Below are 24,696 nucleotides of genomic sequence, written 5' to 3'. Positions count from 1 at the left end.
AATCGCTACAGAGACCAAAACAGAAGGGGCCTGATGGCCCCTTCTATTTTTTCGCCAGCACTGTCACGCTCACAACTCGTATGGCAATCGCGACTCCGTCACCAGCCGATTGAGCGCCTGGACCACATGAGGATCGAACTGACTGCCGGAGCGGGACTGGATATATTCCATGGTCTGCGCCAGCGACCAGGGCTCCTTGTAGGGGCGCTTGCTGAGCAGAGCATCAAACACATCGACCACGGCCACGATACGGGCCGACAGCGGGATCTGCTGGCCGGCCAGCTGCTCCGGGTAGCCCTTGCCATCGAAGTGCTCGTGATGACCACGGGCAATCTCAGCCCCCAGCGACAGGTAGCTGGTGCCTTCCACCATCTCGCCCGCCTTGTGCAATATGCTGGCCCCTATGTCTGCATGCTGCTCCATGATGACCCGCTCATCCGGCTCGAACCGGCCAGGCTTGTGCAGAATGTGGTCCGGTGTGCCGACCTTGCCGACATCGTGCAATATGCTGGCCATGCCGATCATGTCGACAAAGCCGGGAGTCAGTTCATTGGGGTAAGCACCCGCCTGCTGCATCTCGGCCACTATGGCATCGGAGAGTTTCTGTACTCGCAGCACATGTTCACCGGTATCAGAGTCACGAAACTCCGCCAGCGCAGCGAGCGCCACCACTGTTGCCTCCTGGGCACGCAGCAGCTGGTTGTAGAGATAGAGGTTGTCGTAAGCAGCCGAAATCCGCTGGCAAAATACATCCAGCAGATCGCACTCCAGAGGATCGAGAGGTTGGGTCGGCGTGAAATTGAGCACGAACTCGCGACCATTCTGGGCCGCAATATAGAGGGCATCTTGCGGGTGCTCGAAGCGGTTTCGACGGTTGGCAAGCGCACTCATCACAGAGTCGTTCAACGCAGGAAAGGCAGCAAGGGATACTCCATTGAGCAGAGATTCATAGTCACCTGTGGCCGCCAGCACTTCCAGTTCCTGAGAATCGGGCCTGCGCTCGACGCAGATGGCCCCTTCAGTGCCGACATCCAGAATGGCGCTGATCTGCTTCAGTACGCCGGAGGCAAATTCCCGCAGGGAGTACAGATGATAGAGATCCCCCGCGCCTTCCAGGATCTTGCCAAGCCCCTGGCGACTCTTGTCGATGGCGCAGAGAGTCTCGTAGGAGCGTAAAGACGCTATGACAGTGGTGAAAAGCTTCTGCACCGTCAGCTCAGTCTTGGTCTTGTAGTCGTTGATGTCGTAATCGAGGATCACCCGCTGCTCAGGGGCCTGACCAGGCTGGCCGGTGCGCAGCACTATGCGCACCAGGCTGTTGTGCATCTCGTTGCGGATCTGGTGTACCAGTCGTAGACCGGCATCTTCGGTCTCCATCACCACATCCAGCAAGATGAGGGCGATACGTGGATTGGCCAGCAGCATTTGAGCCGCTTCGGCGCCACTGTAGGCATTGAGCAGTTCGAGGGGGCGGGACTTGTATTGAATGTTGGAAAGCGCCAATCGGGTAGCATGATGAATGTCCGGTTCATCGTCCACGATCAGCACCTTCCAGGGGTTGATCGCCTTGACCACCACGGCCTCATCATCATCCAGCTCTATGATGTCGTCATCCAGCCAGATTTCGTCCTTGTCTTGGGCACTGCTCATATCGTTCACGCCTCCAGGCGCTGCATGAGTGTATTGACAGTATGTACCATCAGGCCGTGATGGATCACAAGAACCCGCTGCGTTGTCCCCCTCGCCAATGGCCAGAAGGCATGACGCTTGCCAGCTTATTCAAAAGGTTCAAGGTAGGCCTGAATCGCCTTCTTCAACCACGCCAGTACCTTGCCATGATAGGCGTTTTCCGACAGATAGACGCCGTAGTCACGCCACTGCAGACTGAATTTGTGCTTCAGGGTCAATAATTCCCCCTGCCGCAGCTGGCTCTGGATCAAGGGGGAAGGCAGCACGGCCCACCCCAGTCCATCCAGCACAGCATCCCGCATCAGTTCGAAGCTCGACAGACCTATATGTTGACCCCCTATAGGGAGCAGGCTCTTGACCGAAAATTCGTCCACGTAGGAGAGGGTGACCTGAGTATGGCCGGTCAAATCCTGCTGCAATACCCGCTTCAGACTGGCCAGCGGGTGGCTGGGTGCCACCACCATCAGGGTGCGGATAGGATTGAGCACATCGATATTGAGGCCGCTGCGCTCCTGCTCCTCCGTGATGAGACCGAAGGCGGCATCGACAAATCCCTCCTCCACCAGCGCTGGCAGTTCAGGGGGAGAAGCCAGCACCAGCGAGATACTGGTACCGGGAAACTGGCGGCGCAGCGCCCCCAGCATGTCGCGCCACACCAGCTCGGGAATGGCATCATCCCGCGCCACCCGCAGCGCCACCTCGGCACCGGAGGCATAGTGCTCGCACTTGAGCTTGAGGCTGTTGGCAGCCTGCAACAGCCGCTTGCAATCATCCAGCACCAGCTCACCGATCTCGGTCAATCGACTCTGGTTGGCCCCCCGTTCAAAAAGTTCGACGCCAAGCTCTACCTCCAGCGCCGCAATCGCCGTGCTGACCGCACTGCGACTTTTGCCAAGACGACGAGCCGTGTTGGCAATGGAGCCACTGTTAGCTGATTCGACAAAGAGTTGTATCTGATAAAGCTTCATGACAGTGGGCTGATGGCAGAATATCCGATGTTCACATTACCTCGCCTCCGTTTAGCAAGGCAAACCATTAGCGTCTGAATAACCGACGCTCAGCGATTCCTGACTCAAGTATCACTAGGGTTATCCTCTCATCCGTCTCAGCCACAGAAGGAAATTTTATGTTACTCAGTCGAATGCTTTTAGCCCGAATATTTTTGACGGCAGCCATTTTCACCGAGGTCGCGGGCACCTCAAGCATGGCCATGATCCCCGCCAATGATGCCGGCTGGATCAACTATCTGCCGATGTGGATCCTGATCACCGTCTCTTACATGTTGTTGGCCAAAGCCGCCAAAACAATCTCCATTGGTATTGCGTTTGCCCTGTGGGAAGGACTGGGGATCGGCTTGATCACCATCATCTCCATCCTGTTCCTGGGTTATGACCTCAACACTCAGGAGTTGATCGGTCTGGCATTGGCAATAGTGGGTATTGTTATGGTGACAATGGGTGAGACCCATGATGATCCGGCCCCCCATCGCCGCAGACCCATTGCCCCCGTCAAGATTGAAGGTGCGGTATGAGCCCGATAGTCATCATACTCGGCGCCGCCCTGCTGGATATTGGCGCCAACATGGCAATCAATCGCTCGGTGGGCTTTCGCCACAAGGGTTGGGGTTTCTTCGGTATTCTGCTGGTGCTCTGCGCCTTCACCCTGCTCTCCGAAGCCGTGGGTACCGGCAAGATTGACCTTGCTGTCGCTTATGCCACCTGGGGTGCCATCGGCATTCTCGGTACGGCGCTTGGTGGCTTGCTGCTGTTTGGCGAGCGCCTCAAGCCCATCGGCTGGGTCGGCATAGTGGTCATGGCTGTCGCAGTGGCGCTGCTGACCACGGCTTGATGAACTTGACCCCACAATGAAAAAAGCCGCCCGGTCACAGACTGGGCGGCTTTTTTACTGGTAGCGACGGCATCACAGAAACGCTAGCTAACCTCGTACAGCTCCAGCGGCAGACCGTCTGGATCGGCGAAAAAGGTAAAACGCTTGCCGGTCAATTCATCCACCCGCACCGGCTCCACCTCTATCTGATGATGCTGCAAATGCCGCACGACTCTGTCCAGGTCGCTCACCCTGAACGCCAGATGGCGCAGGCCACAGGCCTCCGGGCGTGAGGGACGCTCAGGGGGGGCCGGAAAGCTGAACAGCTCCAGCTGACTGCCATCGGGCAGCCCCAAGTCCAGCTTCCAGGATTGGCGCGCCTCACGCAGGGTTTCAGCAATGATGGGCAGTCCCAACACCTGGTGATAGAAGTGACGCGAGCGGTCATAGTCGCTGGCGATGATGGCCACATGGTGGATGGCGTCAAACAATGGCAAAGACATAAGGACTCCAGTCAAACGGGCAGCCTGCGCTGCCCGTTTCATCTATCAGTTGAAGAAACCACCGAACCAGTCATCCAGTGCGCTGCGTGGCGATGGGCTGCTGCAGCTCATGGGCTCGGCCAGCCCGGCCAGCTTGGCAGGCACCTGCAGACTGCCCGGGCAATCGCTGGCCACTCTGGCCCCGCTGGCGCGGGAGAAGTTGGCCCAGCTCACCCCTTGCGGCATCTTGATGGCAAGGCTGTTGACGCCACGCTGGCCCATGTAACCGCTAAACAGTTGCAGGGCGCCATTGGAGCCTGTCAGCCCCGCCGGCGTGTTGTCGTCACGCCCCACCCAGACACTGACCAGCTCGTTGTTGTCCAGCCCTGCAAACCAGGAGTCACGCAGCTCGTTGGTGGTGCCTGTCTTGCCCGCCATGGTGGCGCCGGGGAACTTGGCGTTGAGTGAGCGGGCCGTGCCCTGGCTCACCGTCTTGGTCATGGCAAACAAGGTGAGCCAGCTGGCCTGCTCGTCCGTGACCCGCTTGGCGGTCTGATCATGCTGATAGAGAGCACTGCCATCGCTGTTGACCACGGCGCGGATGGCCGACAAGGGCTGGGTCATCCCCTGGTTGGCGATGGGCAGATACATCTGGTTCACCTCCATGGGGGAGAGCGCCACAGCCCCCAACACCAGCGACGGATAGGGCTGGATCTCCTGCTCTACCCCCAGCTTGTGCAATGTGTCCACCACCTTCTCCAGCCCCACTTGCAGACCCAGGTTGACAGTTGGCACGTTGAGGGAGCTGGCCAGCGCATCCATCAAGGGCACGCTCTGGCGGAACTTGCGATCATAGTTCTGCGGTGTCCAGATCTGGCCATCCTTGCCACGAATGCGGATCGGTTGGTCCTTGAGCGGGCTCGCCAACGTCAGGCCGTTGGAGAGGCCGGTCAGATAGACGGCAGGCTTGACCAGAGAGCCAATCTGCCGGCGGGCATCCAGCGCCCGGTTGAAACCGGCGTAGCGCGGATCCCGGCCACCCACCAGTGCAACCACTTCACCCTTGTGCCAGTCGGAGACCACCATGGCCGCCTCCAGCTTCTTCTTGCCACGCTGCTTCTCGATGAGTGCCAGTCCCGATGCGACCGCCTGCTCGGCGGCATGCTGGGCGATGGGATCCAGACTGGTGAAGATCTTGAGGCCGGACTGCTTGAGCAGATCAGGCCCGAAACGGCTCTGGATCTCGCGCTTGAGCAGGCCCATGAAGGCCGGGGTGCGGCCATAGCTCATCTGGCCACGGGTAATGATGCCGAGCGGCTGCTTGCTGGCCAGCTCGTACTCGGCCGCTTGCAGGCTGCCGTGATCCATCAGCAGCTTGAGCACCAGATCACGACGAGCCTTGGCCCGCTCCGGGAAGCGCCAGGGATCGTAATAGGAGGGTCCCTTCACCAGCCCCACCAGCAGGGCCACCTGATCTATGTCCAGCTCGTTGACCGGAATGCCGAAGTAGAAGTAGGAGGCGAGCCCGAAGCCATACACCCCCTGGGAGAAGTTCTGCCCCAGATAGACCTCGTTGAGATAGGCCTCCAGGATCTCGTCCTTGCTGTAGCGGTAGTCAATCAGCACCGCCATGTAGGCTTCCTGCAGTTTGCGCCACAGGCTGCGTTCGCGGGTCAGGAAGAAGTTCTTGGCCAGCTGCTGAGTCAGGGTACTGCCCCCCTGCACGGTGCGACCGGCCAGCACGTTGGCCACCATGGCACGCATGATGGCCACCGGCGAGACGCCGCCATGCTGGTAAAAGTCGCGATCCTCAGTGGTCAGCAGCGTGATGAGCAGGCTGTCCGGCACCTCGGCGATGCGCACCAGCAGACGATCTTCCCGATCCTCGGTATTGAGGCGGTCGAGCAGTACCGGGTCCATCTGGGCATAACCGAGTTGACGCTGGTTCTCCAGCGACTGGATCCCTTCCAGACGAGCGCCGCTGAAGGTAAGGCGCAGGCCACGGGCACCGTCGGCGCCGTCATGGAAGGCGAATGGACGGCGGATGAGCTCGATACGATTGCCACTCACTGCGTACTCGCCCGGAGTATGGGGCTGACGCACCTGCTTGTAGCTCAGCATGTTGAGCTCGCGCAGCATCTGGGCCTGGGAGAGGCGCTGGCTGGGATAGAGCTCCAGCGGACGACTGTAAACCATCACCGGCAGTTGCCACTTCTCCCCGTCAAAGCGCTCGCGCACCTTGGTATCGAGATAGATGCCAAATACCACCATGAAGGCCGCCACCACCAGGGAGAGCTTGAAGCCAAGCCAGAACAGCTTGCGCCAGATGGTGCGTTTGGGCGCCACCTTCTTGGGGGTGCGCTTGCGTCGTTGCGTTGCCATGAATCCTCTTTGCTATTCGTTATATCGCCATCGCGGGCATGATTACCGGTCGACCCATGCCGTCGACCCGACGAAAACCAAGGCTTTCGTCCCTGAACTCGTTTTTACTCTGTTGTCAGACCCCTGATATGGCTCTGACCTTAATGGGAGAGGTTAATCCTGCAATCCCATCTTCTTCTTGGTGACCTTGGTTGGCATGGCTTCCAGCGGGTTATCCGGCCAGTAGTGGCGGGGATAACGCCCCTTCATCTCTTTTTTTACCAAGGCGTAGGAGCCCGCCCAGAAGGCGGCGAGATCGGCGGTGATCTGCAGCGGCCGCTGGGCCGGGGAGAGCAACTCCACCACCAGCGCCACCCGTCCATCTGCCACGCACGGGGTTGTGCCTTGCCCGAACATCTCCTGAATACGCACCGGGATCACCGGCGCCTGGCCCGGCTGATAACGGATGCGTACCCGGCTGCCGGTCGGTGCCGTGAAATGGCTCGGCAGCGCCTCATCCAGCCGTTTGGGCAGCGGCCAGGACAAGGATTGACGCAGCACGTCGCAGAGATTGAGCCTTTTTAGCTGCTCCAGCCGGGTCATGCCACTCACCGCAGGCAGCAGCCACTCCTCGAGGCCCGCCAGCAGGCTTTCGTCGTCCATGGCAGGCCAGCCATCATCCGGCAGCCAGTCGCGGGCGCAACGCAATCGGGCCAGCAGCCCTTCACTCTGCTCATCCCAGGGCAACACATGCAGCCCCTTGCGACGTATGCCCTGCAGCAAACAGCGCCCCTTCTGTTCATCGGTCAGGTCGGTCAGCGGCCGCTGGCTCAGCACCAGTTCGCCGATCACCTGCTGGCGCTCGGCCCGTACCCGCTCCTCCCGCTCGTCCCAGTCGAACCACTGGCGCTCGCTTACCAGCTCCGGCAGCTGGCGCGCCAGCTCGTCCAGCTCCACCGGCTCGGCGATGAAGATGCGGCTGCCACGATCGTTTTGCCCCATCTCGATGGCGATCAGGGCCCCTTGTCCCTGGCATGGATGACCTTCTACCAGATCGCAGCTCACCCCACCACTGAGTTGATAGCGGCTGCCACTGCGCAACTTGCCGATCCGATCCGGCCAGGCGAGGGCGCAGAGCAGCCCGAGCCACTGACCCTGCGCATTGGCAGGACGGGCGCCAAGCCGTTCAAACCAGCGGGCCGCCCCCTGACGCAGGGCGCCCTGTCGGCGATGAAACAGCACGGAGAGGCGCTCCGATCCTCGCAGATCTTCTTCCAGCAGCGCCACCAGGAAAGCCGCATCGGCGACAATCCCTGTCAGACCCTCTGTTTCCAGCTCGCGGGCTCGCAGCAGCATGCGCGCCAACCGGGGGTGCGTACCGAACGCCGCCATGGCACGGCCGACGGGGGTAAGTTGTTGCTCCCCCTCCAGCGTCATAGCGCCCAGGCTGACCAGCAGCCGCTGGGCGCTGGCCACGGCGGCGGCGGGAGGCATGTCCAGCAGTGGCAGGCTCTCTACTTTTGCTCCCCACTGGGCGGCATCCAGCAGCAGACCGGTCAGCTCCTGGGTCAGAATGTCGGGCGGACTCTGCTCGGCGAGCCGCTCCTGCACCTCGCCGCTCCAGAGTCGGTAGCAGACCCCGGGACCGAGACGGCCAGCACGGCCCGCCCGCTGGGTGGCCGACGCCCTGGCGATCTGGCGGGTCTCCAGCCGGGTGACGCCGCTTTTCAGATCAAAGCTGGCACGCCGCTCCAATCCGCTGTCGATGACCAAACTGATGCCTTCGATGGTAAGGGAGGTCTCAGCCACATTGGTGGTGAGCACAAGCTTACGCTGACCCGCAGGAGCCGGCTCGATGGCGGCCTGCTGGGCCGCCATGTCGAGGCGGCCATAGAGGGGGGCCAGGCGCACGTCATCCGGCAAGCGCCCCTCCAGCCATTGCGCCAGCCGCTCTATCTCCCCCTGGCCTGGCAAGAACACCAGAGCACTGCCGGTATGGCTGGCCAGCGCTTCCAGCACCACTGCGCCCACCTGAGGATCCAACCACTGCTGACGGTTGGCGGGACGGTAGTGGTAGTCGATGGGAAAGCCGCGCCCTTCGGAGCGGATGACGGGAGCATGGGGCAGCAGACTCTCGAGCGCCATGCCATCCAGGGTGGCAGACATGATGAGCAGCTTGAGATCATCCCGCAGCCCCTGCTGGCTCTCGATGGCAAACGCCAGCGCGGTATCCGCATGCAGGCTGCGCTCGTGGAACTCATCGAAAATGACCAGGGAGATGCCGCTGAGCTCGGGATCCTGCTGCAACATCCGGGTCAGCACCCCCTCGGTGACAATCTCGAGTCGGGTCCGGGCGCTGGTACGACTCTCGCCCCGGACCCGCAAGCCGATGCGCTCCCCGACTTTCTCCCCCAACTGGCGAGCCAGGAAGCTGGCGATATTGCGCGCCGCCAGCCGACGGGGCTCCAGCATTATGATGCGACCGGGCAGCCGGTTCTGGCGCACCAGCTCCAGCGGCAGCAGAGTTGACTTGCCCGCGCCGGGAGGGGCCTGCAGGATCACGCTGGCATGGGCATCGATGGCGGCAAACAGCGCTGGCAGCACCGAAACAATGGGGAGTTGGGACAAAGCGGCAAACACCTTACGTTAGCGACCTTAAAACGGCGCCCATTCTGCCATAGCATTCGCGGCCACCGTGAGCAGATGTCGCCGGCACAGGCGACGGCAAGATGATCATCATGGCCGTCATCCCACTCGAGCCATAGATATGAACGGGATAACAGGATGGCGAGACATGGCAGCGATGGCTGCCATAGAATGGCGTCATGTTATGAGCGTAAAAAGGCATCCTCACCAAGATGGCCAAACTTTTCTTTGCCCTGCCCCTGCAACAGCTCGCCCCCGAGCTAATCGACTGGCGTGATCAGCGCCCCTGGCCCGGCCAACCTGTGCCTGAAGCGAACCTCCACCTGACGCTGGCCTTTCTGGGTGAAGCGGATCAGGTCACCACTGCCCGCCTGATGGCCGCCGCCGAGCGTCAGCACTGTCCACCCCTTGTCATCACCCTCGATGAAACCGGCTGGTTCAGCCGCGCCAAGGCGGCCTGGGTGGGCCCCAAAGCATGGCCCAACGAGCTCAATGTACTGGCCAGGGCGCTGCGCCGTCACGGCGAAAAGCTGGGGCTGGGCAATGGGGAACAGGGTTACCGCCCCCATGTGACTCTGTCACGCAAGGCGGGCGAGGCACCCGCAGATCTGCCAGCACCTGACTTTGTGTTGCAGGCAGACCACTTCTGCCTCTATCAGTCGGTCACGACGCAGGACGGGGTTCGCTATGAACCTCTCGCCTGCTGGCCCCTGCGCGCCAGAGAGAAGATGGCGTCGTGACAGTCGATCGCCCTCGCTTCCTGCCTATAAAAGAGAGAACCGCACCATGATCTTCGATCCTCCCCTGCAGTCCGGGCAGCTCATCTCCCGCTACAAGCGCTTCCTGACCGATGTGCAGCTCGACAATGGTGAGGTGATCACCATTCACTGCGCCAATACCGGCGCCATGACCGGCTGCGCCGACCTTGGTACCCGGGTCTGGTACTCCACCTCCGACAATCCCAAGCGCAAGCTGCCCCATAGCTGGGAGATCGCCGAGAGCCCGGCGGGCCACTTCATCTGCGTCAACACGGCGCGCGCCAACCAGATAGCCCGCGAGCTGATCGAACAAGGGGCACTGGCTCCGCTCACCGGTTATGCAAGGCTGCGCACCGAGGTGAAATATGGCGAAGAAAACAGTCGCATCGACCTGCTGCTGGAAGATGACGGCAAGCCGGATTGCTACATAGAGGTCAAGTCGGTAACCCTGCTCGATGAGCGGGAGCAGCCCGGCATGGGCTACTTTCCCGATGCGGTCACTTCCCGCGGTGCCAAGCACTTGCGTGAATTGATGGTCATGAAGGCAGCAGGTCACAGAGCCGTGCTGTTATTTATGGTTTTACACTCCGGAATAGTGAGAATGCGCCCTGCAGCACACATAGATCCGCACTATAGTCTGCTTATTGAGCAAGCAATTACGGCAGGGGTTGAAATTTTATGCTATCGACCCCATGTTGGGGTGCAGAGCATGGTGGCCCAAGATTTTATCCCGTTTGAATCTTGTCACCTGCTACCCGAGGGCAGCGAATAAATGTAGGTGTGGGTAACATAATTGGTACGGCTTGTTTGCCTACGCGTTACCCTTCTGCTATAGATGTCGCCCTCAATTTATGGATGGCACGGGTAGCGTGCTGAATTAGGAGACAGGGCATGCCAACAGGCGAAAACAGGAAATCTCTGGGCCCCCTGGCCGTTGCGGGTGTGGCGCCTTACCAGGAAAAACCGGGTGAGGAGTACATGAATGACCAACAAAAGGCACATTTTCGCAAGATCCTGGGAGCCTGGCGCAATCAACTGATGCAGGAAGTTGACCGCACCGTTGACCATATGAAGGATGAGGCAGCCAACTTTCCGGATCCCGTGGATCGTGCCGCGCAGGAAGAAGAGTTCGCTCTTGAACTGCGTACCCGCGACCGTGAGCGCAAGCTGATCAAGAAGATCGAGAAGACCTTGGTGCTGCTCGAAGACGATGACTTCGGTTACTGCGAACACTGCGGTATCGAGATCGGCATCCGTCGTCTGGAAGCCCGTCCAACAGCCGACCTCTGTGTCGACTGCAAGACACTCGCTGAAATCAAGGAAAAACAGATGGCCGGTTGATACCGACCACTGGCATAACTGAAAAAAGGGAGCTTGCAGGCTCCCTTTTTTATTGAGCTTTTCGCTGGGGCGTCCCAGAATGCAGCCTCAATGAACCGTTTGCCCGAATTGCCATGTCCGTGAATACAGTCCCGTCTCCCCAGACTCGCCCTTATATAGGCCGCTTTGCTCCCTCCCCGTCAGGCCCGCTCCACTTTGGTTCCCTGATAGCGGCGCTCGGCAGTTTCTTGCAGGCCAGGGCGCAACAAGGACGCTGGCTGGTGCGGATCGAAGATATAGATCCGCCACGGGAGATGGCCGGTGCCACCCCTCTTATCCTGCAGACACTGGAGGCCCATGGCCTGGAGTGGGATGGGGAGGTGATGTACCAGAGCCAGCGCCACGGCCGCTATGACGACGTCATAGCGCAGCTCTATCAGGCAGGGGATCTCTACTGGTGCCGCTGTACCCGGCGCGAGATCATGGCAGGCGGCGGCTTTTACAACGGTCACTGCCGCGCACTGGGGCTGGCGGCAGAAGGTTGCGCCGCCCGGCTGCGCCAGCGCCATCCCGTCTACCATTTCGACGATGCGCTGCAGGGACACATCTCTGTGCCCGCCGGTCTTGCCGATGAGGACTTCATCATCCGCCGCCGGGACGGCCTCTATGCCTATAACCTAGCTGTGGTGGTAGATGACATGGACTGCGGCATCACTGAGATAGTGCGCGGCGCCGATCTGCTGGAGCCCACGGTGCGCCAGATTGCCCTCTACCAGACCCTGGGGGCAAACGTGCCCGCCTGGGTACACCTGCCGCTGGCGGTGCTGGCGGATGGCCACAAACTGTCGAAGCAGAACCATGCTCCGGCACTGGCGTTGGACGAGGTCAGGCCAGCCCTGTGGCAGGCACTCACGTTTCTCGGTCAATGCCCGCCACCCGAGCTGATGGCAAGCAGGATTGACGAGATTATCGGCTGGGGCATTGCCCACTGGCGGCTCGACCAAGTCCCATCCAGAGAGAAGATCAGCCTAGGCTCTCTGACATAGACAGTACAAATTTTTATTTAGCCAAGCCTGAAATTGTTGAATGAAGCACATCGTTTTTCATTTGGTCAGGCCTGAGCTATGATAGGCCGCTATTTTTTGGCCTCCCGTCAATTTAGAAGTCATGAAGAGGTGTACCATTTTTTCCCAGATCGCAAACTTTTGCCGCAAGGTGCTCGGCAAGGAAGACGGCGAGCAGTCGGTGGAGTCTCCCATCCCAGCCCACGTAACCGGGCAGCGTCGTACTTTAAGCCGTGACCAGCACCCTATCTCGCGCAAAGAGATCAGCGAGAATGCGCTCAAGGTGCTCTATCGCCTGAACAAGGGTGGCTATGATGCCTACCTGGTCGGCGGAGGTGTCCGGGATATTCTGCTCGGGAGAACGCCAAAGGATTTCGACATTGCCACCAACGCAACGCCGGAGCAGATCAAGGCGCTGTTCAGCAACTGCCGCCTGATTGGCCGCCGCTTCCGCCTGGCCCACATCGTCTTTGGTCGTGACGTGATCGAAGTGGCCACCTTCCGGGGTCACCACCATCAGGTCAATACCAGCAAGCATGTATCGGCCCAGTCTGATGAAGGCATGCTGCTGCGCGACAACGTCTACGGCACCATCGAAGAGGATGCCGAGCGCCGCGACTTTACCGTCAATGCCCTCTACTACAGTGCCCGGGATTTCACCCTGCACGATTTCGAGGGTGGCATAGAGGATCTCGCCCAGCGCAAACTGGAGCTGATCGGCGACCCCGAGACCCGCTATCGCGAGGATCCGGTGCGGATGCTGCGCGCCATGCGTTTTGCCGCCAAGCTGGACATGACCATCAGCCCACGCAGCGCCGCCCCCATCAAGGAGCTGGCCCCGCTGCTGCAGGATATTCCACCCGCCCGTCTGTTTGAGGAAACGCTCAAGCTGTTCCTGGCTGGTGATGGTCTGGCGACCTACAAGCTGATGCGTGAATACGGGCTGTTCCAGCCGCTGTTCCCGCAAGTGGCCGCCCTGTTCACCCCGCACGGCACCTCGCCGTTCGAGCAGTTCATCGAGCTGGCGCTGATCGATACCGACACCCGGGTGCGGGAAGACAAACGGGTCACCCCCGCCTTCCTCTACGCCACCCTGCTGTGGGGCTGTGTCGAAGCCCGTGCCCGCGTGCTGGAAAACGAAAGCGGCCTGCCTTGGCACGACGCCTTCATGCTGGCGATCAACGAGGTGCTGGACAATCAGGTACGTATCATCGCAGTACCACGCCGCTTCACCACGGATGTCCGCGACATCTGGGCACTCCAGCAGCGCCTGACCCGCCGTCAGGGCCGTCATCCCGAGCGTGCCATGGAGCACCCGAAATTCCGCGCCGCCTACGACTTCCTGTTGCTGCGCAACCGGGTCGAGCGAGGCCTTGGCGAGCTCGCCAGCTGGTGGGAACGTTATGTGGAATCAAACCCTGACGTACGCCCGCAACTGCAACGGGAAGCAACCCGCCGCCCTGCCAGCGGCGAGCATGCCCAAGCCGGTGAACCCCGCAGCGGTGACGGCGAGAAACGTGATAGCAACAGTCGCAGCCGTCGTCGCCCGCGCCGTCGCAAACCGAAAGCGGCGCAGTGACCACCAGCGTCATGACCGAGGTCTTCGTTGCCATCGGATCCAATCTGGCTGACCCCCTGGGTCAGGCTAGCCGCGCCGTCGACGCACTGGCGGCGCTGCCAGAGTCCCGGTTGCAACAGGCTTCCTCGTTTTATAGCAGCCGCCCCATGGGCCCTGCGGATCAGCCGGACTACGTCAATGCCGTAGTCCGGCTGACGACCCGGCTAGGCCCTTTGGCCTTGCTGGATCAATTGCAAAGAATCGAGCTGGAACAGGGACGTGTGCGCAAGGATGAGCGTTGGGGCCCGAGAACTCTGGATCTGGATCTGCTGCTCTATGGCGATCAGATCATAGGGCACGAGCGCCTCGTCGTTCCCCATTACGGCATGAAGGAGCGGGAGTTCGTGCTGCTGCCCCTGGCCGAGATTGCGCCCGCTCTGGTGCTGCCCTGCAGCACCCCGCTCGCGGAACTGGTTGCCCGCTGCCCGACCAATGATCTTGCCATCATTGCCCCCGGTGCAGACGTTTAGGAGCCCTGAAACGTTATGAGCAAGATCACCACCGCCAGCCTGCTGAAGATGAAGCAGGACGACCAAAAAATCACCGCCATCACCGCCTATGATGCCAGTTTCGCCAAGCTGTTCGACGATGAGGGCGCCCACGTGCTGCTCATCGGGGATTCCCTGGGTATGGTGCTGCAAGGGGGTCAGGATACCCTGGCCGTCAGCGTGGATGAGATGGTCTATCACACCCGCTGTGTCGCCCGTGGTGCCAGCAATGCACTGATCATCGCAGACATGCCGTTCATGAGCTATGCCACCCCGGAGCAGACCTACCAGACAGCCGCTCGCCTGATGGCGGCCGGTGCCCGCATGGTGAAGATGGAAGGGGGCGACTGGCTGTGTGACAGCATTCGCCACCTGACCCGCAACGGCGTGCCTGTCTGTGGTCACCTCGGTCTCACACCCCAGTCCGTTCATGTGTTTGGCGGCTTCAAGGTGCAGGGGCGTGACGAGTATCAGGCCCAGGAGATCTACCGTCAGGCGCTCTGCCTGCAAGAAGCCGGCATCCAGCTGCTGGTGCTCGAGTGCGTGCCGGTCGCCCTGGCCGAGCGCATCACCAAGGCACTGCGGATCCCGGTGATCGGCATTGGTGCAGGCCCGGCCACCGACGGCCAGATCCTGGTGATGCACGATGCCTTCGGCATCACCTCCGGTTATGTGCCCAAGTTCACCAAGAACTTCCTGGCCGAAACCGGTGACATGCATGCCGCCATCCGACTCTATGTGCAACAGGTGAGCGAGGGTACCTTCCCCGGCCCGGAGCACAGCTTCAACTGATCCAGGCCTCATGGACGGCAACGGGGGCGAAAGCCCCCGTTTCGCCATTCATGGCAGGCTGATTTAATCTGTATCCCTTTGATTTATTAACCCATATCTCTTTGATTAATCCGAAGGTGCACTGCTGATGTTGGTCGTTAACAATCCTCTCGTTTTACGTGAACAGATTAGCCTTTGGCGCCGTGAAGGGCGTTCCATCGCATTCGTGCCCACCATGGGCAATCTGCATCAGGGCCATCTCACCCTGGTTGAGCAGGCGCGCAGCCACGCCGAGAAGGTGGTGGTCAGCATCTTCGTCAACCCGATGCAGTTCGACAAGGCCGAAGATCTCGCCAACTATCCCCGTACGCTGGAAGAGGATTGCGCTGCGCTGAACGCTGCCGGCGTCGACCTGGTGTTCACCCCGACGCCGGAGACCATGTATCCACAGGGACTGGCCAGCCAGACCTTCGTCGAAGTGCCGGGTCTCTCCGGCCTGCTGGAAGGGGCGCTGCGCCCGGGCCATTTTCGTGGCGTCAGTACCGTAGTGACCAAGCTGTTCAACCTGGTACAACCGGATGTCGCCTGTTTCGGCCAGAAGGATTACCAGCAGCTGGCGCTCATTCGCAAGATGGTGGCCGACATGGCCATGCCCATCGAGATCGTCGGCGTGCCCACGGTGCGGGCCGAAGACGGTCTGGCGCTCTCGTCACGCAACGGCTATCTGACGACGGCCGAGCGGGCGCTGGCACCCGAGCTGGCGCGTACCATGAACTGGATTGCCGAGCAGATTGAAGGAGGCGATCACCACCTGCCCTCCCTGGTGGCCCAGGCCAGCCAGCGTCTCGACAACGCAGGTTTTCGCACCGACGCCATCGACATCGTCGATGCCACTACCCTGGAGTCGGCCACCGACAAGAGCCGGCATCTGGTGATCCTGATGGCGGCTTACCTGGGCAAGGCCCGTCTCATCGACAACCGAGTGGTAACGCTCAGCGCCTGAGCCACCCCGATCAGGAGAACTACATGTCCAAGAAGGTTTATTGCATCGCCCAGTTCCTGCCCAAGCCCGGCCAGGAACAGGCCCTGTTTCAGGTGCTGCAGGCGCTCGAGCCAAACACGCTGCGGGAAGATGGCTGCCAGCAGTACATTGTCACTCGCCATATCCCCAGCCCCTTTGCCGAAGGGGAGAGCTTCCCCATCGTCTTCAACGAGATCTGGCGTGACATGGCCAGCTTCGAGGCCCACTGCCAGCGCGCCGAGATCAAATCCTTCTTCGAGCGTTACTGCCTGGCAGAGGATGGTCTGGCTGCCAAGTGGAACGTCTGCGTCTACAGCGACGAACCGGCGCAATATGATGCTCCCCTCCTCCGGGGCTAACCCTCATGCAGTAAAAAGGCGCCAACAGGCGCCTTTTTCATGGTTGCAACTCAGTGCCGCAATCCGGTCCCCCGGGAAATAAGCCACCAGGCCAACCCATAGAGCGCGACTATGAAACCGATGATGATGAGGTAGGCGGTGCCAAGCGGCACATCGGAGATACCGAGGAAGCCGTAACGGAAGGCGTTCACCATGTAGATGATGGGGTTCACCTGGGAGACCCCCTGCCAGAAGGGCGGCAGCAGGCTGATGGAGTAAAACACCCCGCCCAGATAGGTGAGTGGCGTCAGCACGAAAGTGGGGATGATGCTGATGTCGTCAAAAGTCTTGGCAAATATCGCATTGATGAGGCCGCCCAGGGAAAACAGGATCGAGGTGAGCAGCACGGTGAAGCAGACGCTGAACAGGTGATGGATCTGCAACGGCACGAAGAACAGCGACACCAGAGTGACGATGAGACCGACACAGATACCCCGCGCCACGCCACCACCCACGTAACCGGCGATGATGATGTAGTTGGGCACAGGGGCTACCAGCAACTCTTCCACGTTGCGCTGGAACTTGGCGCTGAAGAAGGAGGAGGCGACGTTGGAGTAAGAGTTGGTTATCACCGACATCATGATGAGACCGGGCACGATGAACTCCATGTAACTGAAGCCCCCCATGTCACCGATGCGCGAGCCGATGAGGTTGCCGAAGATGACAAAGTAAAGGCTCATTGTGATGGCGGGCGGCACCAGAGTCTGGATCCAGATCCGGGTGAAGCGGCTTATCTCCTTGGCCAGAATGCTCTTGAATGCGATGTAGTAGGTGGTCAGATTCATGCTTTTCTCCCCTCCTCGACCAGGTTGACGAACAACTCTTCCAGTCGGTTGGCCTTGTTGCGCATACTCAGCACCTGCACTTGCTGGCTAGACAACTGCTCAAACAGGCTGTTGAGGGACTGGCTCTTTTCCAGATCCACTTCCAGGGTGCGTTCATCCTGCATGCGGCCGTTGAACTCGGGCACGTTTGGCACGGCGGAGCCCGGTGCCAGATCCAGCATGAAGGTCTCGCGGCCCAGCTTGCCCAGCAGGTTTTTCATGCTGGTGTTCTCGATCAGCCGACCCTTGTCGATGATGCCGATGTTGCGGCACAACATCTCGGCCTCTTCCAGATAGTGGGTGGTGAGAATGATGGTGACGCCCTGTTCGTTGAGCTCTTTGAGGAAGGTCCACATGGAGCGGCGGATCTCGATATCCACCCCGGCGGTCGGTTCATCCAGGATCAGCAGTCTGGGCTCATGCATCAGGGCGCGGGCTATCATCAGCCGACGCTTCATGCCGCCGGAGAGGGTGCGGGCCGGCATGTCCCGTTTGTCCCACAAGTCGAGCTGGCGCAGGTACTTCTCGGCGCGGATCTTGGCTTCCGCCCTGGGCACGCCGTAGAAACCGGCCTGATGGGTGACTATCTGACTCACCTTCTCGAACTGGCTGAAGTTGAACTCCTGCGGTACCAGGCCGAGCTGGGCCTTGGCCTGTTCGAGATCGCTGTCGATGTCGTAGCCAAACACCTTCACCTTGCCGGCGCTCTTGTTCACCAGTGAACTGATGACACCTATGGTGGTGGACTTGCCCGCGCCGTTCGGGCCGAGCAGGGCGAAGAAATCCCCCTGCTTGACGGTGAGATCTATGCCTTTAAGGGCTTCGACGCCCCCCTGATAGGTCTTTTTCAGGCCGCTGATTTCCAATGCGTTCATTGCAACCTCTGTGATGGCGGATCCCATCTCGATACAGAAAAGGCGGCCAAGGCCGCCTGCAGACAGAAGATGGCACTAGACCACCTCGCCCGGGATCTTCCTGGACCTGGCTTACTCTTGCGGAACTACTTTGCCGATAAACGGCAGATTGCGGTACTTCTGGGCGTAGTCAATGCCACAACCCACCACGAATTCGTCCGGAATGGAGAAACCGATCCAGTCCACCGGCACCTGCACCTCGCGGCGGGACGGTTTGTCCAGCAGGGTGCAGATGGCCAGGGATTTCGGCTCGCGCAGTGACAGGATTTCACGCACCTTGTTGAGGGTGTAACCGGTGTCGATGATGTCTTCGACGATCACCACATCCTTGCCCTTGATGTCATCATCTAGGTCTTTCAGGATACGAACGTCACGGGTGCTGCGCATACCGGAGCCGTAGCTGGAGGCAGTCATAAAATCCAGGGTAATGGGCAGCGGGGTCTGGCGGCACAAGTCGGCCAGGAAGACGCAGGAGCCACGCAGCAGGCCAATCATGACCACTTCGTCAGAACCCTGATAACGGGCGGTGATCTCTTCACCCAATTTGGCGATCCGGGCGGCAACATCGGCCTCGGAGATCATCACCTCGACAGTGTGTTTCATCACTTACTCCCTCATGGCCAAAGGGGATTTGGCCGTTCATTAACGTCAAAACCGAGGATTCTACCATCCAAGCCGAGAGGCGTCAGGCATACGTGATGCTTTTATCGGCTTATTTTAATTGATAGAGTTAGCAGGCCCTCGGGCATTATCGGTGACAATACTATAAACACCATAATCAATAACTATTAGATGAAAAAACTATGGAACCACGCGCAGAAATTAGACGTCGAACCCGGCTTTCTCCGGAAGCTCGGCGCAATCAATTGATGGAATGTGCCATCGAAGTGTTTTCCCGTCGCGGCATTGGCCGTGCGGGTCACGCCGAAATTGCAGAACAGGCCAAAGTCTCGGTAGCTACCGTGTTCAACTATTTCAACACCCGCGAAGAGCTGGTGGATGAGGTGTTGGCCGAGATCGAACGTTTCGTTCACCAGATGCTGGAACAGGCCTATACCGGCCAGGGCCCGGTCAAAGAGAGCATTCACCGTCACGTGAAGCTGTTTGTTGACGCCGCTTACGATCAGCCCGACCACGCCAGTATCTGGCTGGAGTGGAGCTCATCGGTGCGGGAAGAGGTCTGGCCCCGTTACGCCAAGTTGCTGGACAAGGCGCTGGAACGCATAGCGCCCCACTTGCAACAAGCCATGGATGCCGGTGAGATCCAGAGTGTGCTGTCCGCCCAGGACCTGGCTCGCTCCCTGACCGGCTTTGGTTACGTCATGATGCAGATGATCAATCAGCCACAACGCCCCTCACGGGAAGATGTGACCGATTTTCTGTTCAAGTACGTGACGGCCCCAATCCAGGCTGCATAACCCGCCTCGTGAATAAAAAGCGGCGCCGGACTGTTCAGGTCGGCGCCGCTTTTGTTTGTCTGCTATTTGTTCACATCTCGCCTCAAGATTTGGCGTAACCCCAACGCTCTGTCAGGCCATGCTCGATCCCGAGGTGATCCAGGATCCGCGCCACCATGAAGTCCACCAGATCCTCGATGCTTTTGGGCTCATGATAAAAACCGGGGGCGGCCGGCATTATGGTCACCCCGAGCCGCGCCAGTTTGAGCATGTTCTCCAGATGGATGGCGGAGAAGGGGCTCTCGCGGGGCACCAGGATCAGCTGGCCGCGCTCCTTGATCACCACATCCGCCGCCCGCTCCAGCAGGTTGTCGGAGGCACCGTTGGCAATGGCCGATACTGTACCCATGGAACAGGGACAGACCACCATCTGTTTCGGCGCCGCCGACCCCGAGGCCACCGGCGAGAACCACTCCTCCTTGCCGCAAGCCACTATCTGACCCTCTTTGGCACCGTACTGGCGACAGAGGTAGGCGGAGAGCTCCCTGGGGGAGCCGGGCCAATCCTGCTGCTGCTCTGTCTTGAGCACGACTCTGGCCGCCGATGAGGCCAGCAGATAAACCCGATAGTCCGCCTGCACCAGACACTGGAGCAGGCGCAGGGCATAAGGGGCGCCGGAGGCGCCGGTCAGCGCCAGGGTGACTTGTTTCAGCATGATGGTCCTTGGCTCTTCTGGCATGGGAACAAACAACCGCAAGGGGTCAGCAACGACGTCATAGTTCGCCGTGGTAATCCTTGAGACGGGCGATCAGCTTGTCATGAATGCCGCCGAAACCGCCGTTGCTCATGATCAGAATATGGTCGCCGTCGCGGCACTCGGCCACCAGGCGGTTGATCAGGGTCTCCAGCTCGTTGAACACCTTGGCCGGACGGCTCATGTGAGCGGTCACCTCCCCGAGATCCCAACCTATGTTGGGTGGCTGGAAGAAGAACACTTCGTCGGCACTGTCGAAACAGGCTGCCAGCTCCTCCTTGTGGACTCCCAGCTTCATGGTGTTGGAGCGGGGCTCCAGCACCGCCAGAATGCGGGCCTTGCCCACCTTGGCGCGCAGACCGCCGAGGGTGGTCTCGATGGCGGTGGGGTGGTGGGCAAAATCGTCATAGACGCTGATGCCCGCCACCTCGCCCTTGAGCTCCATCCGCCGCTTGGGGGACTTGAACTGGCACAGGGCAGCTATGCCGTGCTCCACCATGACACCGGCATGACGGGCAGCGGCGATGGCCATCAGACCGTTGTTGACGTTGTGCTCGCCGATACACTCCCAGTGCACCTCGCCCTGCTTGCTCCCATCCAGCCACACCTCGAAGGCGGAGCCGTCGTCGGTCAGCTTGACCGCCTTCCACTTGGCGTCGTCCTGACCCACCAGCTCGACTTCGCTCCAGCAGCCCATCTTGCGCACCGCAGTGAGGTTGTCATCGGCCTGCGGGAACAGCACCCGGCCATTGCTCGGTACTGTGCGCATCAGGTGGTGGAACTGGCGCTGGATGGCGGCCAGATCCGGGAATATGTCCGCGTGATCGAACTCCAGATTGTTCATCACCAGGGTGCGCGGATGATAGTGAACAAACTTGGAGCGCTTGTCGAAGAAGGCGCAGTCATACTCGTCCGCTTCGATGACGAAGAAAGGCGCAGAGCCCAGGCGGGCTGATACCGGGAAGTTGCCCGGCACGCCACCGATAAGGAAACCCGGCTCCAGCTTGGCGTACTCCAGCACCCAGGCCAGCATGCTGGCGGTGGTGGTCTTGCCATGGGTGCCCGCTACTGCCAGCACCCAGCGATCCTGCAACACATGCTCCAGCAGCCACTGAGGACCTGAGATATAGGGCAGATTGCGATCCAGCACATACTCCACACAGGGATTGCCACGGCTCATGGCGTTGCCGATCACCACCAGATCCGGTGCCGGATCGAGCTGGGAGGGATCATAACCCTCGGTCAACTCTATGCCCTGTTGCTCGAGCTGGGTACTCATGGGGGGATAGACGTTGGCATCCGAGCCGGTCACCCGATAGCCAAGCTGTTTTGCCAACACCGCCAGGCCACCCATGAAGGTGCCGCAGATCCCGAGAATGTGAATATGCATACCGCTGCCTTTTCCAGTAAAGGGAGTGCGCATTCTAGGGGTTGTTGAGGTTGCGGCACAAGCCGCGGTCGCGACGAGAAATCACCGACCCCGGAGAAGGTGGCAGCAATTTGGCAGACCCAGGCTGCGCGACATCAGCCAACTCTTTCACAGTGCCCTCGAAATATGGTCATTTGACGCGACATCGCTATAATATCGGCCTGCAAACTTGACTCCAACACTGAAGGAAACGTCATGAGCCTGAACCTGGTACCGGCTGGCAAGAGCCTGCCCGACGACATCTATGTCATCATCGAAATCCCGCAGAATGCCGATCCGATCAAATACGAAGTCGACAAGGACAGCGGTGCCATCTTTGTTGATCGCTTCATGTCTACCCCTATGTTCTACCCGTGCAACTACGGTTACGTGAACGCCACCCTGTCTCTGGATGGGGACCCCGTCGACGTGCTGGTGCCGACTCCTTACCCGCTGCTGGCTGGCTCCGTCATTCGTTGCCGTCCGGTTGGCGTGCTGAAGATGACCGACGAATCTGGCGAAGATGCCAAGATCGTGGCCGTTCCGCACTCCAAGCTGACCAAGCAGTACGACCACATCAAGGATGTGAACGATCTGCCCGAGCTGCTGAAAGCCCAGATCCAGCACTTCTTCGAGCGTTACAAAGAGCTGGAAGCAGGCAAGTGGGTCAAGGTTGAAGGTTGGGGCGACAAGGCCGCTGCCGAAGCCGAGATCGTTACCTCTGCCGAGCGTTACGCTGCCAAGTAAGCGTCTCTCTTGTTAAAAGGCCCCCGTGGGCCAATACCAAAAATTAAGGCGCCATTGGCGCCTTAATTTTTTAGGGCTTTTGCCCGCCTCAACGGCCGTGGTACTGAGCAGACAGCTCGTGCACCGCATTCACAAACACCCCGGCGTGCTCCGGGTCCACATCCTGATGGATACCGTGACCCAGGTTGAAGACGTGGCCGTTGCCGCTGCCAAAGCCCGCCAGTATGGTGGCGACCTCTTCGCGGATACGCGCTGGTGCCGCATAGAGCATGGAAGGATCCATGTTGCCCTGCAGCGCCACCTTGTCACCGACCCGGCGCTTGGCGTCCGCTATGTCTATGGTCCAGTCCAGCCCCAGGGCATCGCAACCGGTGGCAGCGATCTGCTCCAGCCACTGGCCGCCGTTCTTGGTGAACAGAGTGACCGGTACGCGGCGACCTTCGTTTTCGCGGATCAGACCATCGACGATCTTGTGCATGTATTGCAGGGAGAAGTCGCGGTAATCCCGCGGGGTCAGCACGCCGCCCCAGGTGTCGAACACCATGACGGACTGGGCACCGGCCTTGATCTGGGCATTGAGATACCCGATCACGCTGTCGGCCAGCTTGTCCAGCAGCAGGTGCAGTGTCTGCGGCTCTGCATACATCATCTGCTTGATCTTGGTGAAGGCCTTGGAGCTGCCCCCCTCCACCATGTAGGTGGCCAGGGTCCAGGGACTGCCGGAGAAGCCGATGAGCGGCACTTCACCCTTGAGCTCGCGGCGTATGGTGCGCACCGCATTCATCACGTAGCCGAGCTCGTCTTCCGGATCCGGAATGGGCAGCGCCTGCACGTCAGCCATGGATTTGATGGGTCGCTCGAAGCGCGGGCCTTCACCCTGTTCGAAATAGAGACCCAGCCCCATGGCGTCGGGCACGGTCAGGATGTCGGAGAAGAGGATGGCGGCATCGAGCGGATAACGGCGCAGGGGCTGCAAGGTGACTTCACAAGCCAGCTCGGCGTTGCGGCACAGGGACATGAAGTCCCCCGCGACGGCGCGGGTCGCCTTGTATTCCGGCAGATAACGGCCAGCCTGGCGCATCATCCATACTGGTGTCATGTCCACGTCCTGGCGCAGCAGGGCACGCAGGTATCGATCGTTCTTCAGCTCTTTCATCCCAGTTCCTGAGTCATGTCATGCATAAAATGGCGGATATGATACCACTTTGTACGCGGCGGGGGACGGCCCAAAGATGCGGCCAGGCCGCTGCAAGCGCAAAGATGTGAAGGGGCGCAAACAAGCGCCCCGTTTTTACCCTGATGACAAGGTCAGACCGACCTCAACCCTCTTCGGCCAGGCTCTGCTCAATCAAACGTCGCGCTATGGTGCCATGGGGCGGCAACCGTGGCAGCCGGTCGGCGGTGAAGAAATCAGCTGCCACCAGTTCATCGTCCTGTACCCGGATCTCGCCGCTATCGTAGTCGGCGGTAAACCCCATCATCAGGCTGTGGGGGAAGGGCCAGGGCTGGCTGGCCACATAGCGCACGTTGCGCACCCGGATGCCGCTCTCCTCGAACACCTCCCGCGCCACGCACTGCTCCAGGTTCTCCCCCGCTTCCACGAAGCCTGCCAGCACCGTATACATGGGGTCCTCCACCTGATAGTGACGGCGATGGGCCGCCAGCAGTATCTCGGGACCCTTGCGCACCGCCACTATGATGCAGGGGGAGATGCGCGGATAGACGGTGTGGCCAAGCTGGCACACCTGGGCCCACTCACCCGCCTTGGGGGCCATGGGGGCACCGCACTCGCCGCAGAAGCGGTGGCTGCGCCGAAAGGTCGCCAGCTGCCAGGCGCGACCCGCGAGACGAAATCCCTCTTCATCCCCCGCTACCATCAGCTGGCGCAACGGGGTGAAATGGCTGGCATCGGCATCTGCCCCCAGGTCCAGCAAATAGCAGGGCAGGCCATCCCACTCATCGAAACGCTCGAATGACGCCGGGTTAAAATGGGCAGGCAAACAGGCTCGGGGGCCTTGCGGAATATGGCCCTGTTCATCCAGCAGGACGAGGTGATCGCCCCCCAGTACGAACCAGCGGGCCTGTTCGGTTAATGGCATCAGATGCAGACTCTCGTTGCAAATCAGGTTGAAATCCCTTGTCGAGAACAGTGTGCAAGGCACGGACAAGTGGCGACCATATTACGGCCGGGCAGACACCTTGGCGACCC

Annotated in this window: 25 protein-coding genes; 13 read left to right on the top strand and 12 right to left on the bottom strand. The window is 60.2% G+C overall.

Annotated features, from left to right (window positions below):
* Positions 1-69 precede the first annotated feature (69 nt).
* Both ONZ54_RS04055 and ONZ54_RS04050 read right to left on the bottom strand, forming a co-directional pair.
* Positions 70-1,650 (bottom strand): DUF3369 domain-containing protein, encoded by a 1,581-nt coding sequence (locus ONZ54_RS04055; RefSeq protein ID WP_271787508.1) that lies wholly within the window; start codon positions 1,648-1,650, stop codon positions 70-72.
* 125 nt (positions 1,651-1,775) lie between these two features.
* Complete coding sequence (locus ONZ54_RS04050) at positions 1,776-2,657, bottom strand: LysR family transcriptional regulator (RefSeq protein WP_005313161.1); 882 nt, start codon at positions 2,655-2,657, stop codon at positions 1,776-1,778.
* A 158-nt stretch (positions 2,658-2,815) separates the two neighbouring features.
* Between ONZ54_RS04050 and ONZ54_RS04045 the strand changes: the two genes are divergently transcribed.
* Together ONZ54_RS04045 and ONZ54_RS04040 are read left to right on the top strand one after the other, a co-directional pair.
* The gene (locus tag ONZ54_RS04045) at positions 2,816-3,220 is read left to right on the top strand and encodes an SMR family transporter (RefSeq protein ID WP_125729626.1); all 405 of its coding nucleotides are present in this window, start codon (positions 2,816-2,818) and stop codon (positions 3,218-3,220) included.
* Positions 3,217-3,537, top strand: coding sequence for an SMR family transporter (locus ONZ54_RS04040; protein WP_058395897.1), 321 nt, complete (start codon positions 3,217-3,219; stop codon positions 3,535-3,537). Before ONZ54_RS04045 ends, ONZ54_RS04040 begins: the two co-directional genes overlap by 4 nt.
* Positions 3,538-3,620: 83 nt before the next feature.
* On the opposite strand, the gene gloA2 is transcribed toward ONZ54_RS04040, so the two are convergent.
* The 3 genes from gloA2 to hrpB all read right to left on the bottom strand — a co-directional run bounded on the left by gloA2 (position 3,621) and on the right by hrpB (position 8,987).
* Positions 3,621-4,019 carry an SMU1112c/YaeR family gloxylase I-like metalloprotein gene (gene gloA2, locus ONZ54_RS04035; protein WP_265431275.1) on the bottom strand — a complete coding sequence of 133 codons (399 nt, stop codon included), beginning with the start codon at positions 4,017-4,019 and terminating at the stop codon, positions 3,621-3,623.
* Between the two features lie 45 nt (positions 4,020-4,064).
* Entirely contained in the window at positions 4,065-6,380 is a 2,316-nt protein-coding gene (mrcB, locus tag ONZ54_RS04030) for a penicillin-binding protein 1B (protein ID WP_265431274.1), read from the bottom strand.
* 153 nt (positions 6,381-6,533) lie between these two features.
* Positions 6,534-8,987 carry an ATP-dependent helicase HrpB gene (hrpB, locus tag ONZ54_RS04025; RefSeq protein ID WP_271787507.1) on the bottom strand — a complete coding sequence of 818 codons (2,454 nt, stop codon included), beginning with the start codon at positions 8,985-8,987 and terminating at the stop codon, positions 6,534-6,536.
* Between the two features lie 230 nt (positions 8,988-9,217).
* Between hrpB and thpR the strand changes: the two genes are divergently transcribed.
* The 9 genes from thpR to ONZ54_RS03980 all read left to right on the top strand — a co-directional run bounded on the left by thpR (position 9,218) and on the right by ONZ54_RS03980 (position 16,404).
* Complete coding sequence (gene thpR, locus ONZ54_RS04020) at positions 9,218-9,745, top strand: RNA 2',3'-cyclic phosphodiesterase (RefSeq protein ID WP_005313176.1); 528 nt, start codon at positions 9,218-9,220, stop codon at positions 9,743-9,745.
* A gap of 46 nt (positions 9,746-9,791) precedes the next feature.
* Positions 9,792-10,535, top strand: coding sequence for a DNA/RNA nuclease SfsA (sfsA, locus tag ONZ54_RS04015; RefSeq protein ID WP_271787506.1), 744 nt, complete (start codon positions 9,792-9,794; stop codon positions 10,533-10,535).
* Between the two features lie 119 nt (positions 10,536-10,654).
* A complete protein-coding gene (gene dksA / locus ONZ54_RS04010; protein ID WP_005313182.1) occupies positions 10,655-11,104 on the top strand; it encodes an RNA polymerase-binding protein DksA in 450 nt (149 codons plus the stop codon).
* A 113-nt stretch (positions 11,105-11,217) separates the two neighbouring features.
* Entirely contained in the window at positions 11,218-12,129 is a 912-nt protein-coding gene (gluQRS, locus tag ONZ54_RS04005; RefSeq protein WP_271787505.1) for a tRNA glutamyl-Q(34) synthetase GluQRS, read from the top strand.
* A 121-nt stretch (positions 12,130-12,250) separates the two neighbouring features.
* Positions 12,251-13,726 carry a polynucleotide adenylyltransferase PcnB gene (pcnB, locus tag ONZ54_RS04000; RefSeq protein ID WP_087756442.1) on the top strand — a complete coding sequence of 492 codons (1,476 nt, stop codon included), beginning with the start codon at positions 12,251-12,253 and terminating at the stop codon, positions 13,724-13,726.
* An 11-nt stretch (positions 13,727-13,737) separates the two neighbouring features.
* Positions 13,738-14,235 (top strand): 2-amino-4-hydroxy-6-hydroxymethyldihydropteridine diphosphokinase, encoded by a 498-nt coding sequence (gene folK / locus ONZ54_RS03995; RefSeq protein WP_271788244.1) that lies wholly within the window; start codon positions 13,738-13,740, stop codon positions 14,233-14,235.
* Positions 14,236-14,250: 15 nt separating this feature from the next.
* Positions 14,251-15,045 carry a 3-methyl-2-oxobutanoate hydroxymethyltransferase gene (gene panB / locus ONZ54_RS03990; RefSeq protein ID WP_005313192.1) on the top strand — a complete coding sequence of 265 codons (795 nt, stop codon included), beginning with the start codon at positions 14,251-14,253 and terminating at the stop codon, positions 15,043-15,045.
* Positions 15,046-15,172: 127 nt separating this feature from the next.
* Positions 15,173-16,027, top strand: coding sequence for a pantoate--beta-alanine ligase (panC, locus tag ONZ54_RS03985; RefSeq protein ID WP_271787504.1), 855 nt, complete (start codon positions 15,173-15,175; stop codon positions 16,025-16,027).
* A gap of 23 nt (positions 16,028-16,050) precedes the next feature.
* A complete protein-coding gene (locus tag ONZ54_RS03980; RefSeq protein WP_021139408.1) occupies positions 16,051-16,404 on the top strand; it encodes a putative quinol monooxygenase in 354 nt (117 codons plus the stop codon).
* Between the two features lie 50 nt (positions 16,405-16,454).
* Here ONZ54_RS03980 and ONZ54_RS03975 read toward each other — a convergent pair whose 3' ends face one another.
* The 3 genes from ONZ54_RS03975 to hpt all read right to left on the bottom strand — a co-directional run bounded on the left by ONZ54_RS03975 (position 16,455) and on the right by hpt (position 18,784).
* On the bottom strand, positions 16,455-17,228 hold the full coding sequence (locus tag ONZ54_RS03975) for an ABC transporter permease (protein ID WP_005313201.1): 774 nt from the start codon (positions 17,226-17,228) through the stop codon (positions 16,455-16,457).
* A complete protein-coding gene (locus ONZ54_RS03970; RefSeq protein ID WP_005313204.1) occupies positions 17,225-18,142 on the bottom strand; it encodes an ABC transporter ATP-binding protein in 918 nt (305 codons plus the stop codon). The genes ONZ54_RS03975 and ONZ54_RS03970 overlap by 4 nt, the downstream gene beginning before the upstream one ends.
* Before the next feature lie 111 nt (positions 18,143-18,253).
* A complete protein-coding gene (gene hpt, locus ONZ54_RS03965) occupies positions 18,254-18,784 on the bottom strand; it encodes a hypoxanthine phosphoribosyltransferase (RefSeq protein WP_005313207.1) in 531 nt (176 codons plus the stop codon).
* Positions 18,785-18,984: 200 nt separating this feature from the next.
* Here hpt and ONZ54_RS03960 point away from each other — a divergent pair, with 200 nt between their 5' ends.
* Positions 18,985-19,599, top strand: a complete 615-nt coding sequence (locus tag ONZ54_RS03960; protein ID WP_011898368.1) for a TetR/AcrR family transcriptional regulator — start codon at positions 18,985-18,987, stop codon at positions 19,597-19,599.
* 82 nt (positions 19,600-19,681) lie between these two features.
* Here the strand turns inward: ONZ54_RS03960 and ONZ54_RS03955 are convergent, their stop codons facing one another.
* Both ONZ54_RS03955 and mpl read right to left on the bottom strand, forming a co-directional pair.
* Positions 19,682-20,293, bottom strand: coding sequence for a flavin prenyltransferase UbiX (locus ONZ54_RS03955; RefSeq protein ID WP_021139410.1), 612 nt, complete (start codon positions 20,291-20,293; stop codon positions 19,682-19,684).
* A gap of 58 nt (positions 20,294-20,351) precedes the next feature.
* Positions 20,352-21,722: a UDP-N-acetylmuramate:L-alanyl-gamma-D-glutamyl-meso-diaminopimelate ligase gene (gene mpl / locus ONZ54_RS03950; RefSeq protein ID WP_271787503.1), complete on the bottom strand. Its 1,371-nt coding sequence runs from the start codon at positions 21,720-21,722 to the stop codon at positions 20,352-20,354.
* A gap of 234 nt (positions 21,723-21,956) precedes the next feature.
* Between mpl and ppa the strand changes: the two genes are divergently transcribed.
* A complete protein-coding gene (ppa, locus tag ONZ54_RS03945; RefSeq protein WP_005313216.1) occupies positions 21,957-22,487 on the top strand; it encodes an inorganic diphosphatase in 531 nt (176 codons plus the stop codon).
* A gap of 88 nt (positions 22,488-22,575) precedes the next feature.
* Here ppa and hemE read toward each other — a convergent pair whose 3' ends face one another.
* Both hemE and nudC read right to left on the bottom strand, forming a co-directional pair.
* Positions 22,576-23,643, bottom strand: coding sequence for a uroporphyrinogen decarboxylase (hemE, locus tag ONZ54_RS03940; protein ID WP_005313219.1), 1,068 nt, complete (start codon positions 23,641-23,643; stop codon positions 22,576-22,578).
* 163 nt (positions 23,644-23,806) lie between these two features.
* Positions 23,807-24,586 (bottom strand): NAD(+) diphosphatase, encoded by a 780-nt coding sequence (gene nudC, locus ONZ54_RS03935; RefSeq protein ID WP_271787502.1) that lies wholly within the window; start codon positions 24,584-24,586, stop codon positions 23,807-23,809.
* Positions 24,587-24,696 lie beyond the last annotated feature (110 nt).

Source organism: Aeromonas salmonicida (assembly GCF_028355655.1).
GTDB classification, from domain to species: Bacteria; Pseudomonadota; Gammaproteobacteria; order Enterobacterales; family Aeromonadaceae; genus Aeromonas; species Aeromonas salmonicida.
This window is presented reverse-complemented; position numbering and strand designations above follow the sequence as displayed.

Bases quoted from the DNA above. Each gene is read 5' to 3' on its own strand.
- ONZ54_RS04055 (WP_271787508.1), bottom strand. From the start codon at position 1,650: ATGAGCAGTGCCCAAGACAAGGACGAAATCTGGCTGGATGACGACATC.
- ONZ54_RS04050 (WP_005313161.1), bottom strand. From the start codon at position 2,657: ATGAAGCTTTATCAGATACAACTCTTTGTCGAATCAGCTAACAGTGGC.
- ONZ54_RS04045 (WP_125729626.1), top strand. From the start codon at position 2,816: ATGTTACTCAGTCGAATGCTTTTAGCCCGAATATTTTTGACGGCAGCC.
- ONZ54_RS04040 (WP_058395897.1), top strand. From the start codon at position 3,217: ATGAGCCCGATAGTCATCATACTCGGCGCCGCCCTGCTGGATATTGGC.
- gloA2 (WP_265431275.1), bottom strand. From the start codon at position 4,019: ATGTCTTTGCCATTGTTTGACGCCATCCACCATGTGGCCATCATCGCC.
- mrcB (WP_265431274.1), bottom strand. From the start codon at position 6,380: ATGGCAACGCAACGACGCAAGCGCACCCCCAAGAAGGTGGCGCCCAAA.
- thpR (WP_005313176.1), top strand. From the start codon at position 9,218: ATGGCCAAACTTTTCTTTGCCCTGCCCCTGCAACAGCTCGCCCCCGAG.
- sfsA (WP_271787506.1), top strand. From the start codon at position 9,792: ATGATCTTCGATCCTCCCCTGCAGTCCGGGCAGCTCATCTCCCGCTAC.
- dksA (WP_005313182.1), top strand. From the start codon at position 10,655: ATGCCAACAGGCGAAAACAGGAAATCTCTGGGCCCCCTGGCCGTTGCG.
- gluQRS (WP_271787505.1), top strand. From the start codon at position 11,218: ATGTCCGTGAATACAGTCCCGTCTCCCCAGACTCGCCCTTATATAGGC.
- pcnB (WP_087756442.1), top strand. From the start codon at position 12,251: ATGAAGAGGTGTACCATTTTTTCCCAGATCGCAAACTTTTGCCGCAAG.
- folK (WP_271788244.1), top strand. From the start codon at position 13,738: ATGACCGAGGTCTTCGTTGCCATCGGATCCAATCTGGCTGACCCCCTG.
- panB (WP_005313192.1), top strand. From the start codon at position 14,251: ATGAGCAAGATCACCACCGCCAGCCTGCTGAAGATGAAGCAGGACGAC.
- panC (WP_271787504.1), top strand. From the start codon at position 15,173: ATGTTGGTCGTTAACAATCCTCTCGTTTTACGTGAACAGATTAGCCTT.
- ONZ54_RS03980 (WP_021139408.1), top strand. From the start codon at position 16,051: ATGTCCAAGAAGGTTTATTGCATCGCCCAGTTCCTGCCCAAGCCCGGC.
- ONZ54_RS03975 (WP_005313201.1), bottom strand. From the start codon at position 17,228: ATGAATCTGACCACCTACTACATCGCATTCAAGAGCATTCTGGCCAAG.
- ONZ54_RS03970 (WP_005313204.1), bottom strand. From the start codon at position 18,142: ATGAACGCATTGGAAATCAGCGGCCTGAAAAAGACCTATCAGGGGGGC.
- hpt (WP_005313207.1), bottom strand. From the start codon at position 18,784: ATGAAACACACTGTCGAGGTGATGATCTCCGAGGCCGATGTTGCCGCC.
- ONZ54_RS03960 (WP_011898368.1), top strand. From the start codon at position 18,985: ATGGAACCACGCGCAGAAATTAGACGTCGAACCCGGCTTTCTCCGGAA.
- ONZ54_RS03955 (WP_021139410.1), bottom strand. From the start codon at position 20,293: ATGCTGAAACAAGTCACCCTGGCGCTGACCGGCGCCTCCGGCGCCCCT.
- mpl (WP_271787503.1), bottom strand. From the start codon at position 21,722: ATGCATATTCACATTCTCGGGATCTGCGGCACCTTCATGGGTGGCCTG.
- ppa (WP_005313216.1), top strand. From the start codon at position 21,957: ATGAGCCTGAACCTGGTACCGGCTGGCAAGAGCCTGCCCGACGACATC.
- hemE (WP_005313219.1), bottom strand. From the start codon at position 23,643: ATGAAAGAGCTGAAGAACGATCGATACCTGCGTGCCCTGCTGCGCCAG.
- nudC (WP_271787502.1), bottom strand. From the start codon at position 24,586: ATGCCATTAACCGAACAGGCCCGCTGGTTCGTACTGGGGGGCGATCAC.